A 16,836-nucleotide genomic window follows, 5' to 3' on the forward strand; every position below is an offset into this window, starting at 1 on the left:
GAGAGTGATCAATCAATCAGATTTGGCTGATTTTTGAAAGTCAACCGATATGGGGCGATTATCCGAACAGGTTGACCGGCTTGACGATGTCCGCGTAGATCAACAACGCGCTCATGCCCATCAACAGCGCCGCGACCACGTACGTGACGGGAAGCAGTTTGGCGATGTCGAAGGCCCCGGGATCCGGCCGCCCGCGCAGCTTTGCCACCCGGCGCCGGACGCCCTCGTACAGGGCGCCCGCAACGTGGCCGCCGTCTAGTGGGAGGAGCGGGACCAGGTTGAACACCGCAAGTGCGAAGTTCAGGCCGGCCAGCAGTCCGACGAGGGTTGCCACCCGGGACTGCATCGGCACGGCCTCCATGGCTGCCACCTCGCCTGCAACCCTGCCCACGCCAACCACGCTGATGGGCCCGTTGGGGTCGCGCGGCTCTTCGCTGAACGCAGCCTTGGCCACGCCCACCACGCGGGCAGGCAGGTTGAAGACAACACCGGCCACCTGGCGGATGTTCTCCCCCGCCATGGGCAGGACGGACGACGCCGGCTGGGGCACCAGCGCCGTCTGCGCGCCGATGCCAAGGAATCCGACGTCCTGGTACTGGAGGTTGCCGGCGGCGTCGGTGGCCTGGCGACCGTCGGTTCCCATGACCGGCCGGGCCGACAGGACGGGGGTCACGGTGGTGGATACCGGGTTGCCGTCCCGCTGCACCGTAATGGAGACTTCCTTGCCGGCGGAAGCGCGGATCCATTCCGTCAGCTGGTCCCACCTGGTGACAGGTTTGCCGTCGAAGGAGGTGATGGTGTCATTGGGCTTCAGGCCGGCCGCGGCGGCGGGCGTCAACTGGCAGTCGGCGGAATCGGGGTCGACGGTCTGCCCTGCGGCAACCTGGCACTTGGAGACGTCGGAAATGGTGGTGGTGGCCGTCGCCACGCCGAAGCCCATCAGCAGAACGGCGGTGAGCAGCACGCCAAGGATCATGTTCATGGCCGGGCCGCCCAGCATCACGATGACCTTCTTCCAGACCGGCAGGCGGTAGAAGACCCGGTTTTCGTCGCCGGGCCCCACTTCCTCGTGGGCCATGGAACGGGCCTCGGTGGCCAGCGTCTGGAACATGCCGGTGCTCGAAGGCCGGACCGAACCGTCCTCCTTGTTCGGCGGATACATGCCGATCATGGAGACGTAGCCGCCCAGCGGCACGGCCTTCACGCCGTATTCGGTTTCGCCCTTTCGGCGCGACCACAGTGTGGGGCCGAACCCGATCATGTACTTGGTGACGCGGACCTTGAAGAGCTTGGCGGGCACCAGGTGGCCCACTTCGTGGAGCGCAATGGACACGGCGATGCCAAGGGCGACGAAAACAACGCCGAGGATGAAAAGTAGGACAGGGGTCATGGAGGTGCTGCTGCTTCCTAGAGACTGCTGACTGCTAAACGTTCGTGGGCCCGGGCGCGTGCCCAGCTTTCAGCATCCAGCACGGATTCCACCGTCAGCCCGGAGGAACCTGAGTGTTCGCTGAGCACACTGTCCACGGTGTCGACGATGTCGGTGAAACGGATCCGGCCGGCATGGAACGCCGTGACCGCTTCCTCGTTGGCCGCATTGAAGACAGCAGGGTAGGTGCTCCCCTGCTTGGCGGCGTCCTTGGCCAGCCCGACGGCGGGAAAGGCATCCGTGTCCAGCGGTTCGAAGGTCCAGGTGGCGGCCTGGGTCCAGTCGCACGGGACGGCGGCGTTGGGCACGCGGGCCGGCCAGCCGAGCCCCAGGGCAATGGGCAGGCGCATGTCGGGCGGGGACGCCTGGGCGACGGTGGAGCCGTCCACGAACTGGACCATGGAATGGACCACGGACTGGGGGTGCACGACGACGTCGATCCGGTCCAGGGGAATGTCGAACAGCAGGTGCGCCTCGATGACTTCCAGCCCCTTGTTCACCAGGGTGGCCGAGTTGGTGGTGACCATGACGCCCATGTCCCAGGTGGGGTGGGCCAGGGCTTCCCGGGGGGTGACGGAGTGGAGCTCTTCCCGGCTCCTGCCCCGGAACGGTCCTCCTGAAGCTGTGAGGATGAGCTTGTCCACCTCATCGGCAGTGCCGGAGCGCAGGCACTGGGCGATGGCGGAGTGCTCCGAATCGACGGGGACGATCTGGCCTTCGCGGGCTGCGGCCTTGACCAGGCTGCCGCCCACGATCAGGGACTCTTTGTTGGCAAGGGCAAGGGTGGCCCCGGACTTGAGGGCCGCGAGCGTGGGTGCCAAGCCGATGGATCCGGTGATGCCGTTGAGCACCACGTCCGCCTCAATTGCGGCGATGCGGGCGGACGCGTCCGGGCCCGCCACGATCTCCGGCCGGTACCCCTGGCGGCCGGCCGCAGCGGCGGCGTCGCTGATCAGTGCCGTCAGCCGGGCAGGATCCCCGCCGGCAATCCCCACCGCAGCGGCGCCGGTGTGGACCGCCTGCTGCGCCAGGAGCTCCAGGTTGCCGCCCCCGGCACTGAGCGCCACCACCTCGAACAGGGGCGGGGCGCCGTCGACGACGTCAATCGCCTGGGTGCCGATGGAACCGGTGGATCCGAGGAGGACGATTCTGCGTGGCTGCATGGGTTAAGTATCCCGCACCCGTCCGGGCCCCTTTGACGCCCCTGGCCCTGCTCCGCCCGGGCCCGATAGTGCACCTTGACCCCCGCGTGACCGGGCGTAACGTGGAATCCGTGGACTGGCTGTGGTGGTTTGACGCGCCGGAATACGGGTTCGCCCGGCAGGTGCTGCAACGGGGTGTGGCGGCGCTGTATTTTGTTGCGTTCCTGTCCACGATGAACCAGTTCCCCGCCCTGCTCGGCGAGCGCGGCCTCCTCCCGGTGCCCGGGTTCCTGTCCGCGTTCCCCCGCTTTCGCCGGCCTACGCTGTTCCGCTGGCGGTACTCGGACGGGCTGCTGCGCGGAGTCTGCGCCGCAGGGCTGGTGGTGTCGGCGCTGCTGGTGGCCGGAATCCCGCAGCTGGGGCCGCCCTGGGTGCCGCTGATTGCGTTCCTGGCCCTGTGGCTGCTGTACATGTCCATCGTGAACGTGGGCCAGACCTTCTACGGGTTCGGCTGGGAAATGCTGCTCCTGGAGGCGGGCTTCACGGTGGGCTTCCTGGGCTCCAACCAGACGGAGCCGCCCCGGACCATCCTGATCCTGACCGTGTGGCTGGTGTTCCGGCTGGAGTTCGGCGCGGGAATGATCAAGATCCGCGGCGGCAGGGAGTGGCGCGACCTGACCGCCCTGTACTACCACCACGAAACCCAGCCCATGCCCGGGCCGTTGAGCCGGCAGGCCCACCTGCTGCCCAGGCCGCTGCACCGGATCGAGGTGGTGGGCAACCACATCGCCCAGCTGGTGGTGCCGTTCCTGCTGTTCGCACCCCAGCCCGTGGCAAGCGTCGCGGCAGGAGTGGTGGTGGTGACCCAGCTGTGGCTGGTGGCCAGCGGCAACTTCGCCTGGCTGAACTGGATGGCGATCGTGCTGGCGTTCGCGGCGGTCAGCGACCCCGTGGCGCACGCCGTGATCCCTGCCATCCCCGCGGACTGGAATGCCGCCGCGGGCACCCGGCCGGAAACCCCGCTGTGGTGGCTGGCCATCACGCTGGCGGCGTCGATCCTGCTGCTGGTGCTGAGCTACTGGCCGCTGCGCAACCTTTTCTCCCGCCGGCAGCTGATGAACGCCAGCTTCAACCGGTGGCAGCTGGTCAACGCCTACGGCGCGTTTGGCACGGTGACCAAGCAACGCATCGAGATCGTGGTGGAGGGCACGCTGGACGAGGACCCCGGTGACAGTTCGGACTGGCGCGAGTACGGCTTCAAGGGCAAGCCGGGGGACGTGCGCCGGATTCCGCGGCAGTGGGCCCCATACCACCTGCGGCTGGACTGGCTGATGTGGTTCCTGCCGCTGCGGACCGTGCACGAGGAATGGTTCTACGCCTTCCTGGGCAAGCTGCTGGCGGCGGACCGGCAGATGCTGCGGCTGCTGCGGAAGGACCCGTTCGACGGCGCCGCGCCACGCTGGGTGCGCGTGCGCAGTTTCCATTACCGCTTCGCCAGCCGGAAGGAGTTCCGGGAAACAGGGAACCGCTGGGTGCGGACGCTGCTGTATGAGCCGATCCCGGCCACGTCCCTCCGGCGGCCGGAGGGACGGCAACGGTAGTTATGCCTCCACGGCAGCGCGCCGGACGATCTCCTGGGCGTGCTTGAGGATGGGGCCGTCGATCATTTTGCCCTGATACTTGAAGACCCCGGAGCCCGCCGACGCGGCAGCGTCCAGCAGGGCGGTGGCTGCGGCCACCTCATCGTCCGAGGGCGCATAGGCCTTGCGGACCACGGCTGCCTGGCTGGGATGGATGCAGGCCTTGGAGCTGAAGCCGGAGGCCACGGCGTCGGCCGCTTCAGCAGCCAGCCCGTCGAGGTCCGGGATGGTGGTGTACACGGCGTCCACTGCTTCCTTGCCGTGCGCCCGCGCTGCCAGGAGCACTGACGAGCGGGCGTGCAGGGCCACTGCCCGGTAGCCGCCGTCGTCCGTCCGGCTGGACGTGCCGCCCAGGGAAGCCAGCAGGTCCTCAGCCCCCCACATCAGGCCCACCACATTCGGCGCCGCGGCGATCGCCGGGGCGTTGAGGACGCCCACCGCCGTTTCGCACAGCGCAATGACCTGGTATCCCTCCAGCGCCTTGAGCTGGTCGGCCGATTCAGCCTTGGCCAGCATCACGGTGCGGTAGGGCGTGTGCGCCAGGCAGTGCAGGTCTTTTTCGAAGTCCTCGGTGCCCACGGGGTTGACCCTGACAATGGTGCAGCTGGGCTCAAGCTCGGGCTCCACGCCGGTGGTGCCCAGCTGGGCCAGGATGGCGCCGCGGGCCCGCTGCTTGTCTGCCGGCGCCACCGCGTCTTCGAGGTCCAGTATGACGGCGTCCGCGCGGGCGGCGGCCTTTTGGTAGCGCTCGGGACGGTCGGCGGGGCAGAAGAGCAGGGCGGGGCCCATCACAAAGGTCATAAGGCTATTCTCCGACGTTTTGGCTGCTCTGCGCGTTCTGATGTGCCTCCCGGGTCCACATCAGGCAACTGCGGGTGGCACGTGCCACCACGGCGCCGTCCTGGTTGCGGCCGGTGTGCTCCATGGTAACGATGCCCTGGCCCGGGCGTGAGGCCGAAAGCCTCCTGCCGGTGACGACTGTCTCCGTGTACAGCGTGTCCCCGTGATACAGCGGGTGCGGGAAGGAAACGTCCGTCAGGCCCAGCTGGGCGATGATGGTCCCCTGGGTCAGCTGGGTGACGGACTGGCCCACCATGGTGGCCAGGGTGAACATGGAGTTCATGAGCCGCTGCCCAAAGGGCTGGCCGGCGCTCCAGGCGGCGTCCAGATGCAGCGCCTGGGTGTTCATGGTCAGGGTGCTGAAGAGGACGTTGTCCGTCTCCGTCACCGTCCGGCCCGGACGGTGCGCATACACCAGGCCGTCCTCAAGTTCGTCGAAGTACAGCCCGCGCTGCTCGATGACCCGCCGGCCGCCGTCTTCCGTGGGTTTACGGTCCGCGGGGTTGCCGTCCGTGGGGTTGCTGCCGGTCATACGGTGAGTTCCCGGTCTTCCTCGAACAGGTCCGCACCGGTGGCGGCCACTACATCCTCCACGGAGACGTTGGGGGCCAGTTCGCTCAGGACCAGCCGCGATCCGCTGCCGTCCCGGACGACGTCGATGACGGCCAGGTCCGTGATGATCCGGTCCACGCAGCCCTTCCCGGTCAGCGGGAGCGAGCATTCCTGGACGATCTTGGGGTTGCCGTTGCGGTCGACGTGCTCCATCATCACGATCACGCGCTTGGCCCCGAACACCAGGTCCATGGCCCCGCCCATGCCCTTGACCATCTTTCCCGGGATCATCCAGTTGGCCAGGTCCCCGTTGGCGGCCACCTCCATGGCGCCGAGCACGGCCACGTCAACGTGGCCGCCGCGGATCATGCCGAAGGACGTGGCCGAGTCGAAGAACGCCGCTCCCCTGTTGACGGTGACAGTCTCCTTGCCGGCGTTGATCAGGTCGGGATCGATGGCATCCTCTGTGGGGTAGGGCCCGACGCCGAGGATCCCGTTCTCGGAGTGCAGCACCACTTCCACGCCCGCCGGGATGTAGTTGGGGATCAGGGTGGGCATCCCGATGCCCAGGTTCACGTACTGGCCGTTGCGGAGTTCCCTGGCTACGCGTGCGGCGAGTTCGTTCCGCGTCCAGCCTTTGGTTTCCGCCGATGTAGAGTCACCGGGCCCGGAATACTGCCGGGAACCGGGCCGCCGGTATTCCGGGCGTACGGCTTCGGGCCGGGGAGCTTCGGGGCTGTTGGGATCCATGGTCATGCTCCTGCCTGGTTGAGTGCCACCGTCCGCTTTTCGATCCGTTTTTCCCCGTCCTGGGCCAGGACCACCCGCTGGACGAAAATCCCGGGGGTGTGGATGTGCTCCGGGTCCAGTTCGCCGGGCTCCACAAGTTCCTCCACCTCGGCGATGGTGATGCGCCCTGCCATGGCGCACAGCGGGTTGAAGTTCATGGCGGTGGCGTGGAAGACCAGGTTGCCGTGCCGGTCGCCCTTCCACGCGTGCACCAGCCCGAAGTCAGGTGTGAGTGACTCTTCCAGGACGTAATCCACTCCCCCGAAGGAGCGCACTTCCTTCGGGGCGGAAGCAACCGCGATCCCGCCGTTGGCGTCGTACTTCTGCGGCAGGCCGCCGTCGGACACCTGCGTGCCGACCCCTGCCTTGGTGTAGAACGCCGGAATCCCGGCCCCGCCGGCCCGCAGTTTTTCCGCCAGCGTGCCCTGCGGGGTGAGCACCACCTCGAGCTCGCCGGCCAGGTACTGGCGGGCGAATTCCTTGTTCTCGCCTACGTAGGAACTGATGGTGCGGCGGATGCGGCCGTCACGGAGCAGGATGCCGAGCCCCCAGTCATCCACGCCGCAGTTGTTGCTGACGGTTTCCAGCCCCGAGGTGCCGGCCCGGTGGAGGGCGTCGATCAGGGCCACCGGAATTCCGCAGAGCCCGAAGCCGCCCACGGCCAGCGACGCGCCGTCGGGGATGTCCGCAACGGCCTGGTCTGCACTGGCAACAACCTTGTCAATCATCATTGATCCTTTCGGGCCGGCTAGAGTCCCAGTTCGCGGGCGATCAGCATCAGCTGGACCTCCGTGGTGCCCTCCCCCACTTCAAGGATCTTGGAGTCGCGGTAGTGGCGTGCCACGGTGAACTCGTTGATGAAGCCATAGCCGCCGAACACCTGGGTGGCATCCCGCGCATTGTCCATGGCCGCCTCGCCTGCGACCATCTTAGCGATGGCCGCCTGGGTCTTGAACGGCTTGCCGGCCAGCATCCTTGCGGCCGCGTCGTAGTAGGCCAGGCGGGCCGTGTGCGCCCGCGCTTCCATCCGGGCGATCTTGAACGAAATGGCCTGGTACTTGCCGATTTCGTGGCCGAACGCCCGGCGCTCGCGGGCGTATTTGACGGACTGGTCGACGCAGCCCTGGGCGGCACCGGTGGCCAGTGCGGCGATGGCGATCCGGCCCTCGTCCAGGATGGACAGGAAGTTGGCGTAGCCGCGCCCCTCGGCGCCCAGCAGGTTTTCCTCCGGCACCCGGACGTCCTTCAGGGTGAGGGGGTGGGTGTCCGAGGCGTTCCAGCCCACCTTGTTGTAGGGCTTTTCCGCCTTGAAGCCGGGTGTGTCGGTGGGTACCAGGATGGTGGAAATCTCTTTTTGGATGGACCCGTCTTCGCGCTCCTTTTGCCCGGTAACCGCCGTGACGGTGACCAGGCGGGTGATGTCGGTTCCGGAGTTGGTGATGAACTCCTTGTTGCCGTTGATGACCCAGTGGCCGTCCTCCCGCCGGGCGTGGGTCTTGGTGCCGCCGGCGTCGGAGCCGGCCTCGGGTTCGGTGAGCCCGAACCCGGCGAGCGCCTGGCCGGACGCCAGCATGGGCAGCCATTCCTGTTTCTGTGCGTCCGTGCCGAACCGGTACACCGGCATGGCACCGAGGGACACGCCGGCCTCCAGGGTAATGGCGACGGACTGGTCCACACGGCCCAGCTGCTCCAGCGCGAGCGCCAGGGCAAAGTAGTCCCCGCCCATGCCGCCATATTCCTCCGGGAACGGCAGCCCGAACAGGCCCATCTCCGCCATCTGCTTCACCACTTCATAGGGGAAGCTGTGCTCTTCGTCGTGCTTGGCGGAGACCGGGGCCACCACGTTGTCCGCGAAGTCGCGGACGGTGTCGCTGAGGTCCTGGTATTCCTCGGTAAGTTCAAAACCGGTCATGGTCAGGCTCCTTCGCCTTACTGGGTGTCTGTGTCTGTGTCTGCGTCTGCGTCTGTGCCGGTGTCCGTGGAAGCGGGTTCCGCACCGGTGGGATGCGGGTGGATGGTGGCCAGGATCTGATCCGCCTTCACCAGGTCACCGGTGCGGGCGGTCAGGTGGACCGTTCCTGCCAGGGGGGCCACCAGGTGGTGCTCCATCTTCATGGCCTCCACGGATACCAGGACCTCCCCGGCCTCCACCGCATCCCCGTCGCTGACCGGGACGGCCACCACGGTTCCCGGCATCGGCGAGCGCACCTCGGGGTCGGCCGCACCTTCCTGGCGCTGCACGGCTGCCAGTACCCGTTCCAGCCGCGCTTCACGGGTCAGGAGTTCCAGCCGGCAGGACCAGCCGCCGTTGCCGAGGAAGAGCTGGAGCGGCTGCCCGGGCGGTACGGCCACCTGGTACTCCCGTGCCTCCCCGCCAAGGGTCAGGACTGCGCTGCCGTCCTGCGCCAAGCGCAGCGCGGCGGCCTGCCGGGTGCCGCCGTCGACAGCAACCACGGCAGTGTCCGCACCGCTGGGACTTCCGCTGACCTGCACCGTTGCTACACCGCCGTCGGGTGTTCCCAGGCTGATCCGGCGCGGCGCGGGCGCACCAAGTCGCCACCCGCTGCGGGCCTGCCACGGTCCGCCGGCCGGAGCGGGGTTGTCCTGCGCCTCCAGGGTGAGGGCGTACAGGGCGGCGGCCACCAGTTCGGGGGCGCCCACGCGCCGGAATTCCAGCGCCGGCTGCTTCCGTTCGATCAGTCCGGTGTCCAGGCGCCCGGCGCGGACATCGGAATCGTTGACCAGGAGCCGCAGGTACTCGACGTTGGTCTCGATGCCCAGCGCCGTGTAGCCGGCCAGCGCCGCGTCGAGGGATTCCAGGGCCTCACCGCGGTCCGTGCCCCAGGCGATCACCTTCGAAATCATGGGGTCGTAATTCGCGGAGAGCTCCAGGCCCTCCACGAGAGATGAATCCACCCGGACGCGGTTATCCCTTGCGTCCGGCAGTTCGTCAAGCTGGAGCACCGTCCCGGTGGACGGGAGGAAGTTCTTCTCCGGCACCTCGGCGTAGACCCGCGCCTCCACCGCATGGCCGGAAAGGCTGACGTCAGCCTGCCGGACGGTCAGCGGTTCACCGGCGGCGATCCGTACCTGCCATTCCACCAGGTCGATTCCGGTGACCATCTCCGTGACAGGGTGCTCCACCTGCAGCCGGGTGTTCATCTCCATGAAGAAGAACTCATCCGGCGCATTGTCCGAGACCAGGAACTCCACGGTTCCGGCCCCGGTGTAGTTCACGCTGCGGGCGGCGTTGCAGGCGGCCTCGCCGATCCGCGCACGGATGTCCGCGCCGTTGGGGAGGCTTTCCAGCAGGGGCGAAGGGGCTTCCTCGATGACTTTCTGGTGCCGCCGCTGCAGGGAGCATTCGCGTTCGCCGAGGTGGATGACGTTGCCGTGGCCGTCCGCCAGCACCTGCACCTCGATATGCCGCGGTGTGGTCACCAGTCGCTCCAGGAACAGGGTGTCGTCCCCGAAGGCGGCTGCGGCAACACGCCGTGCGGTGGCCAGGGCGGCGGGCAGGTCCGCCGGCTTTTCGACGACGTGCATGCCTTTGCCGCCCCCGCCGGCAGAGGGCTTGATCAGGAGGGGATAGCCGACGGCGGCAGCAGCGTCCACCAGTTCGCTGTCCGTCATGCCGGGCCTGGCAATGCCGGGGACCACTGGCACGCCATACCCTGCCACATGGTTCTTGGCGCGGATCTTGTCGCCCATGACGTTCAGGGCTTCCACGCCGGGACCGATGAAGGCAATGCCGGCTTTTTCGAGGGCACGGGCGAAGTCCGCATTTTCGCTCAGGAAGCCGTAACCGGGGTGGACCGCGTCAGCGCCTGACTGCCGGCACGCCGCCAGGATGGCGTCGATGCTGAGGTAGCTTTCGGTTGCCGCGGCGGGGCCAATGCGCACGGCAGTGTCAGCCTCGCGCACGTGGCGGGCGCCGGCGTCGGCATCGCTGTAGACGGCGACCGACCGGATTCCCAGGAGCCGCAGCGTGCGGATGACGCGGCACGCAATTTCACCACGGTTGGCCACCAGGACGGCGCTGAAGAGGGGCCCGGTGCCGGCTTCTACGGCCTGGTCGCCGGTGGTGCCTTGCTGCATGGCGGTGTTGGTCTGCATGGTCATTGCTGGCTCACATCCGGAAGAGGCCGAAGGAGGTCTCCGGCAAGGGGGTGCGGGAGACGACGTCAAGCGCCAGGCCCAGGACGGTGCGCGTATCGGCGGGGTCGATGACACCGTCGTCCCACAGCCGGGCCGTGGAGTAGTAGGGACTGCCCTGGTCCTCGTACTGCCGGCGGATGGGCGCTTTGAAGGCTTCCTCGTCCTCGGCCGCCCATTCCTCCCCCGCCGCTTCGTACTGGTCCCGCTTCACGGTGGCCAGCACGCCGGCCGCCTGGTTTCCGCCCATGACCGAGATCCGGGCAGCAGGCCACATCCACAGGAACCGCGGCGAGTAGGCACGGCCGCACATGGAGTAGTTGCCGGCGCCAAAGGAGCCGCCGATGACCACTGTCAGCTTGGGGACGCGGGCAGTGGCAACGGCGGTCACCATCTTGGCCCCGTTTTTGGCGATGCCGCCCTGCTCGGCGTCCCTGCCCACCATGAAGCCGGAGATGTTCTGCAGGAACAGCAGCGGGATCCCGCGCTGGTCGCACAGCTCAATGAAGTGCGCGCCCTTGAGGGAGGACTCGCTGAACAGCACGCCGTTGTTGGCCACGATGCCCACGGGGTGGCCATCGATCCGGGCGAATCCCGTGACCAAGGTGGTGCCGTAGTCCTTTTTGAACTCGTGGAATTTACTGCCGTCCACCAGGCGGGCGATGACTTCATGGACGTCGTAAGGTGCGTTGACGTCCGTGGGCACGGCGCCGTAGAGGCCTTCGGGGTCCGCTGCCGGTTCGACGGCGGGTTCCACCTGCCAGGCCGGTGCGGCGGGAGGCGGCAGGGTGGCAACGATGTCCCTGATGATCTGGAGGGCATGTTCGTCGTTTTCGGCCAGGTGGTCCGTCACTCCGGAGACCCGGGAGTGCACCTCGCCGCCGCCCAGTTCCTCGGCGGTGACGATTTCCCCGATGGCTGCCTTTACCAGCGGCGGCCCGCCCAGGAAGATGGTGCCCTGGTTCCGGACAATGACGGTCTCGTCGCTCATCGCGGGGACGTAGGCTCCGCCGGCCGTGCAGGAGCCCATGACGGCGGCGAGCTGCGGGATCTTGGCCGCCGAGAGTCGCGCCTGGTTGTAGAAGATCCGGCCGAAGTGCTCCTTGTCCGGGAACACCTCGTCCTGCTTGGGCAGGAAGGCGCCTCCCGAATCCACCAGGTAGATGCAGGGCAGCCGGTTTTCCAGCGCGATCTCCTGGGCGCGGAGGTGCTTCTTCACCGTCATGGGGTAATAGGTTCCGCCCTTGACGGTTGCGTCGTTGGAGATCACCAGGACGTGGCGGCCATGCACCAGGCCGATTCCGGCGATCACTCCTGCGCCGGGTGCGTCGTCACCGTACATCCCGTTGGCCGCAAGGGGCGCAATTTCCAGGAAGGGGCTGCCGTCATCCAGCAGTTGGTCGATCCGGTCCCGCGGCAGCAGCTTGCCCCGGGCCACGTGGCGGTCCCGCGACTTTTGGGGCCCGCCCAGCGCCGCATCCGCCAGCTTCTTCCGCAGCTCCCCGGCGAGCGAGAGCTGCTCGTCCCGGTTGGTGCGGAAGGACTCGCTTGCCGGGTCGAGCCGGGTGGCCAGGGTCTCCATCGACGTTCCGTCCTTGTGTGGGTCCGGGCGGCCGCCAGGCCAACTCGGTTAGTGACTAATAACTGAAATTCAGGTTAGTCTCGATTAACTGTGATGTCCAACACATCGCCGCGTTGCTAGACTCTGGGCTGGCTCAAGGAGGAAAAGTGTCCAGCAATACAGCGCAGCCGGCCCCTGCCGCCCAAGCCCCTGCAGTCCAAGCCACCACAGCCCAGGCCCCCATGGCCCAGGCCGCCACTCCCCCCACGCCAACAACCCAGCGCGGCAGGGCCAAGGAGAACCGGCGGCAGGCTTTGCTGTCCGCTGCTGCCTCGCTGTTCGCGGCCAACGGCTTCAACCGGGTCTCGCTGGAGGACCTGGGCGCGGCGGCAGGCGTCAGCGGACCTGCGGTGTACCGCCACTTTCCGGGCAAGCAGGCAGTCCTGGCGGACTTGCTGGTCACGGTGAGCCAGGAACTGCTTGACGGCGGCCGCCAGGTGGTGGAGCATACTGCCGACCCCCAGGCCGCGCTCCGTCAGCTGGTGGAGTTCCAGGTGGATTTCGCCCTCGGCAAGCCGGACGTGATCCGCGTGCAGGACCGGGACTTCACCAACCTGTCCGAGCAGGACCAGCTGGCCGTGCGCACACTGCAGCGCAGCTACGTGGAGGTGTGGGTGGACGTCCTGGCCAAGGTCCATCCCGCGACCGACCACGCTGAGCTGCGGATGCGCGCCCACGCCACGTTCGGCCTGATCAACTCCACCCCGCACTCGGTCCGCAGCCATGGCAGGCGCATGGCTGCCGGCGTCGCCCGTCCCTTGCTGGAGCGGATGGCGCTCGCCGCCCTGACCGTACCCTCGGCCTGACCCGCCCGGCACCGGTCACCACACGAACGGCCCCGGCCCGCACAACCGGCCCCTGGCAGCACCGCTTATGCGGGCCGGGGCCGGTGATGTGCAGGCCAGGAGCCGCTACACCATGGTGAGCACCATGCCGGGCTCGGCCAGGATGGCCCCCACGTCCGCCAGGAACCGGGACCCTTGCTCCCCGTCCACCAGGCGGTGGTCGAAGGACAGGCTCAGCGTGAGCACCTGGCGCAGCGCCACCTCGCCCCGGTATTCCCATGGCATGGTCCGGACCGCACCCAGGCCAAGGATCGCGGCCTCCCCCGGATTGAGGATGGGGGTGCCTGCGTCGATGCCGAAGACGCCGATGTTGGTGATGGAGATGGTGCCGCCGGAGAGGTCCGCCGGCGTGGTCTTGCCCGCGCGTGCGGTTTCGGCAAGCGCGGTGAGCGCCTGGGCCAGCTGCGGGAGCGGAAGGGCCTCGGCGTCCTTGATGTTCGGAACCGTGAGTCCGCGCGGCGTGGCCGCCGCGATGCCCAGGTTCACGTAATTGAAGGTGACGATCTCCTGGTTTTCTTCGTCCCAGCGGGAGTTCAGTGCCGGGTTGCGGCGCAGGGCGATCAGGAGGGCTTTGGCGGCGAGCGTCAACGGGGTGAGCTTGATACCCGCGAACTCCCTGCTGGTCTTGAGTTTGGCCAGCAACTCAAGGCTCGGCGTGACATCCACGGTCAGGAATTCGGTGGCATGGGGCGCGGTGAAGGCGCTCTGCACCATCGCGGCAGCGGTGTGCTTGCGTACCCCCTTGATGGGGGTCCGGGTCTCCCGCTCCCCCGGCGTGGCTCCGCCTGGGGACGCGGCCCCCTGCGCCTGCAGGGCAGGTTCCGCGGCGTGGCCGGAAAACTCCTGCACGTCCTCCCGGGTGATCAGGCCGCCGGGACCGGTCCCGGGAACCTGGGCGAGGTCCAGGCCAAGGTCCTTGGCCAGCTTGCGGACCGGGGGCGTGGACCGGGGACGTTCGGCGGCCTTGCCCTCCACAGGTGCTGGTTGGACAGCTGCAGGCTCGACCGGGCCGGCCTCCGGGGCTTTGGTTCCCCCCGCCTCAACCACCGGGGCAAAGTTCCGCGCCCGGCGCGTCGGGCGCCCGGAACCTTCGACGACGGCGCCGTACCCCACGAGGTTCGGTTCCCTTTTCGGGGTGTCCAGCGCAGCCTCCCCGGACCCCGCGCCCGCGGCGCCGGACGGCGCCAAAGGTGCGGACCCGGCGTCGTCCGCCACCTCGAAGGAGACAATCGGCTTGCCCACCTCCACCACGGAACCGGGCTGTTCATGAAGTTCTTTGATGACCCCGGCGAAGGGCGACGGGAGCTCCACCACGGCTTTGGCGGTCTCCACCTCGGCGATGACCTGGTTCAGGCTGACGGTGTCGCCGACGTCCACTTTCCAGCTGAGGATTTCAGACTCCGTGAGTCCCTCCCCCAGGTCCGGGAGCCGGAATTCCTTGATCATGGTGGCGCTCATCCTTCCAGTCCGCTCAGGGAATTGGGGCGGCCCAGGGCACGGTCCACGCCGTCCAGGATGCGGTCCAGGCCCGGGAGGTGGTGCATTTCCAGCTTGGAATAGGGGTAGGGAATGTCGAACCCCGTCACCCGGACCGGAGCGGCCTCAAGGTGGTAGAAGCACCGTTCGGTGATGCTGGCCGCCACTTCCGCTCCCAGCCCGCCGGACTGGGCAGCCTCGTGCGTGACCACCAGGCGCCCGGTCTTGCGCACCGAGGCCACCACCGGCTCGTAGTCCACGGGGGCCAGCGAGCGCAGGTCGATGACTTCGATGGAGATGCCCTCGTCCGCGGCGGCGGAGGCTGCGTCCAGGGCGGTCTTGACCAGTGGCCCGTAGGCCACCAGGGTCACGTCACTGCCGTCCGTCAGCACCCGGGCCTTGTCCATGGGGAGGGCCGAGGCAGGATCTGCGTTCTCGTCCACCTCGCCTTTGTCGTGGTAGCGGCGCTTGGGCTCGAAGTACAGGACGGGATCGTTACAGGCGATGGCCTGCTGGATGACCGTATAGGCGTCCTGGGGGTTGGCCACGGTGACCACCCGCAGCCCCGAGGTATGGGTGAAGTAGGCTTCCGGGGATTCGGAATGGTGCTCCGGTGAGCCAATGCCGCCGCCGAACGGGACCCTGATGGTGATGGGCATTTTGACGGCCCCGCGGGTGCGGTAGTGCAGCTTGGCAACCTGGCTGACGATCTGGTCGAAGGCCGGATAGATGAACCCGTCGAACTGTATTTCCACGACGGGCCGGTAGCCGCGGTAGGCCAGGCCGACGGCGGTTCCCACGATGGCGGACTCCGCCAGCGGGGTGTCCACCACGCGGTGGGTTCCGAAATCCTTTTGCAGGCCGTCCGTCACGCGGAACACGCCGCCCAGGGCGCCGATGTCCTCGCCGAGGAGAACCACCTTGGAGTCGTTTTCCAGCGACTTCCGGAGCCCGGCGTTGATGGCGCGGGCAAAGGTCAACTGGGTCATCAGCGTGCACCTTCCTCTGAAACGGCACCTGCGGGATCGCCGAAGGAGGCCACATACCGTGCATAGTGGTCCTGCTGGCGTTCCAGCCAGGAATTGGGCGTGCTGTAGACATGCTTGAAGATGTCCATGGGCTGGGGCTCCGGCATGGTGGTGCAGCCGCGGCGCATCTGCGCGGCCACGGTGTCGGCCTTCTCCTTGACGTGCTGCTGCAGCTCCCCGGTCAGCAGTCCCTTGCGCTCCAGGAGGCCGGCCAGCCGGCTGATGGGGTCCTTGGCGGCCCAGTCCTCCAGCTCATTGGCGTCCCGGTACCGGGTAGGGTCGTCGGCGGTGGTGTGCGGCCCCATGCGGTAGCTGACGGCTTCGATGAAGGTGGGGCCGCCGCCGCGCCGTGCGCGGTCAAGGGCCAGCCTGGTGGCGGCCATGACCGCCAGGACATCGTTGCCGTCCACCCGCAGGCTGGGGATTCCGAAACCGGTGGCGCGGTCCGCGAGCTGGATGTGGGACTGCAGGCGCACCGGCTCGGAGATGGCCCAGTGGTTGTTGGTGCAGAAGAACACCACCGGGACCTGGAAGCTGGCCGCGAACACCATGGCCTCGTTCACGTCGCCCTCACTGGTGGCACCGTCGCCAAAGTAGGTGACGGCCACGGCATCGGCACCATCGTTCTGGATGCCCATCGCGTAGCCGGTGGCATGCAGGGTCTGGGCGCCAATGATGATCTGCGGGGTGGCCATGTTGATGCTGTACGGGTCCCAGCCGCCGGAGGCGTTTCCGCGCCAGACCCGCAGGAGGTCCGTCAGGTCCACGCCGCGGCAGTAGGCCACGCCGTTCTCGCGGTAGCTGGAGAACACAAAGTCGTCTGCGCGCAGTGACCGTCCGGACCCGATCTGGGCCGCCTCCTGGCCCAGGAGCGGGGGCCAGAGGGCCAGCTCCCCCTGCCGCTGCAGGGCTGTGGCCTCAACATCAATCCGCCGGATGACGGTCATGTCCTCAAAGAGGGAGCACAACTGGTCATCGGTGACGTCCCGGACCCAGAAATCGAACTCCGGGTGGCTGATCCGTTCACCGGCCGGGGTAATCAGCTGAAGGAATTCCGGCCCGGTTTCTCCTGGATTCCCTGCGCTTTGGGGGGTGTTAGCGCCGTCATGGCCCGTTTGGTCTGTAGACACGATTGCCGCAACCTTCGAACGTCGTTGACCCGTGGTTTGCGGGCTTTTGGCCCCTGCCGCCACCGGCCTTCCGGGCGTCATTGCCCCAGATACTGTGACCCTACTCACAATGCCCAGAGGGTACAACCACCACCGCTGTTTCTGAGCAAAGTGCCCTGTCCCGCGCCCCGGCACCGTGCTAGCGTTGCG

The 16,836-nt window shown here is 67.7% G+C and carries 14 protein-coding genes; 2 read left to right on the forward strand and 12 right to left on the reverse strand.

Features of this window, described 5'->3' with window-relative positions; genetic code table 11:
- Window positions 1-58: 58 nt before the first annotated feature.
- Together PUN51_RS06960 and dxr are read right to left on the reverse strand one after the other, a co-directional pair.
- Window positions 59-1,390 carry a M50 family metallopeptidase gene (locus PUN51_RS06960; RefSeq protein ID WP_275180337.1) on the reverse strand — a complete coding sequence of 444 codons (1,332 nt, stop codon included), beginning with the start codon at window positions 1,388-1,390 and terminating at the stop codon, window positions 59-61.
- A 17-nt stretch (window positions 1,391-1,407) separates the two neighbouring features.
- A complete protein-coding gene (gene dxr, locus PUN51_RS06965; protein ID WP_275180338.1) occupies window positions 1,408-2,592 on the reverse strand; it encodes a 1-deoxy-D-xylulose-5-phosphate reductoisomerase in 1,185 nt (394 codons plus the stop codon).
- Between the two features lie 110 nt (window positions 2,593-2,702).
- Between dxr and PUN51_RS06970 the strand changes: the two genes are divergently transcribed.
- The gene (locus tag PUN51_RS06970; RefSeq protein WP_275180505.1) at window positions 2,703-4,172 is read left to right on the forward strand and encodes a lipase maturation factor family protein; all 1,470 of its coding nucleotides are present in this window, start codon (window positions 2,703-2,705) and stop codon (window positions 4,170-4,172) included.
- Here the strand turns inward: PUN51_RS06970 and PUN51_RS06975 are convergent, their stop codons facing one another.
- Genes PUN51_RS06975 through PUN51_RS07005 form a run of 7 tightly spaced genes read right to left on the reverse strand, consistent with a single transcriptional unit; the run spans window position 4,173 to window position 12,129 of the window.
- Window positions 4,173-5,012: an HpcH/HpaI aldolase/citrate lyase family protein gene (locus PUN51_RS06975; RefSeq protein ID WP_159632372.1), complete on the reverse strand. Its 840-nt coding sequence runs from the start codon at window positions 5,010-5,012 to the stop codon at window positions 4,173-4,175. It abuts the gene before it with no gap.
- 4 nt (window positions 5,013-5,016) lie between these two features.
- A complete protein-coding gene (locus tag PUN51_RS06980) occupies window positions 5,017-5,583 on the reverse strand; it encodes a MaoC family dehydratase (protein ID WP_224025573.1) in 567 nt (188 codons plus the stop codon).
- Window positions 5,580-6,359, reverse strand: a complete 780-nt coding sequence (locus PUN51_RS06985) for a CoA transferase subunit B (RefSeq protein WP_374114919.1) — start codon at window positions 6,357-6,359, stop codon at window positions 5,580-5,582. The genes PUN51_RS06980 and PUN51_RS06985 overlap by 4 nt, the downstream gene beginning before the upstream one ends.
- Window positions 6,356-7,120, reverse strand: a complete 765-nt coding sequence (locus tag PUN51_RS06990; protein WP_224027299.1) for a CoA transferase subunit A — start codon at window positions 7,118-7,120, stop codon at window positions 6,356-6,358. The genes PUN51_RS06985 and PUN51_RS06990 overlap by 4 nt, the downstream gene beginning before the upstream one ends.
- Window positions 7,121-7,140: 20 nt before the next feature.
- The gene (locus PUN51_RS06995; protein WP_159632374.1) at window positions 7,141-8,304 is read right to left on the reverse strand and encodes an acyl-CoA dehydrogenase family protein; all 1,164 of its coding nucleotides are present in this window, start codon (window positions 8,302-8,304) and stop codon (window positions 7,141-7,143) included.
- Between the two features lie 17 nt (window positions 8,305-8,321).
- A complete protein-coding gene (locus tag PUN51_RS07000) occupies window positions 8,322-10,490 on the reverse strand; it encodes an ATP-binding protein (protein WP_275180507.1) in 2,169 nt (722 codons plus the stop codon).
- A gap of 31 nt (window positions 10,491-10,521) precedes the next feature.
- Window positions 10,522-12,129, reverse strand: coding sequence for a carboxyl transferase domain-containing protein (locus PUN51_RS07005; protein ID WP_159632375.1), 1,608 nt, complete (start codon window positions 12,127-12,129; stop codon window positions 10,522-10,524).
- 221 nt (window positions 12,130-12,350) lie between these two features.
- Here PUN51_RS07005 and PUN51_RS07010 point away from each other — a divergent pair, with 221 nt between their 5' ends.
- A complete protein-coding gene (locus tag PUN51_RS07010; RefSeq protein ID WP_159635627.1) occupies window positions 12,351-12,974 on the forward strand; it encodes an SACE_7040 family transcriptional regulator in 624 nt (207 codons plus the stop codon).
- A gap of 105 nt (window positions 12,975-13,079) precedes the next feature.
- On the opposite strand, the gene PUN51_RS07015 is transcribed toward PUN51_RS07010, so the two are convergent.
- Genes PUN51_RS07015 through pdhA form a run of 3 tightly spaced genes read right to left on the reverse strand, consistent with a single transcriptional unit; the run spans window position 13,080 to window position 16,647 of the window.
- The gene (locus PUN51_RS07015) at window positions 13,080-14,471 is read right to left on the reverse strand and encodes a dihydrolipoamide acetyltransferase family protein (protein ID WP_275180340.1); all 1,392 of its coding nucleotides are present in this window, start codon (window positions 14,469-14,471) and stop codon (window positions 13,080-13,082) included.
- On the reverse strand, window positions 14,468-15,478 hold the full coding sequence (locus PUN51_RS07020; RefSeq protein ID WP_275180341.1) for an alpha-ketoacid dehydrogenase subunit beta: 1,011 nt from the start codon (window positions 15,476-15,478) through the stop codon (window positions 14,468-14,470). The genes PUN51_RS07015 and PUN51_RS07020 overlap by 4 nt, the downstream gene beginning before the upstream one ends.
- Window positions 15,478-16,647, reverse strand: a complete 1,170-nt coding sequence (gene pdhA, locus PUN51_RS07025) for a pyruvate dehydrogenase (acetyl-transferring) E1 component subunit alpha (protein ID WP_275180342.1) — start codon at window positions 16,645-16,647, stop codon at window positions 15,478-15,480. The genes PUN51_RS07020 and pdhA overlap by 1 nt, the downstream gene beginning before the upstream one ends.
- Window positions 16,648-16,836: the final 189 nt, after the last annotated feature.

The sequence above is a fragment of the Arthrobacter sp. NQ4 genome, assembly GCF_029077345.1.
Lineage (GTDB): Bacteria > Actinomycetota > Actinomycetes > Actinomycetales > Micrococcaceae > Arthrobacter.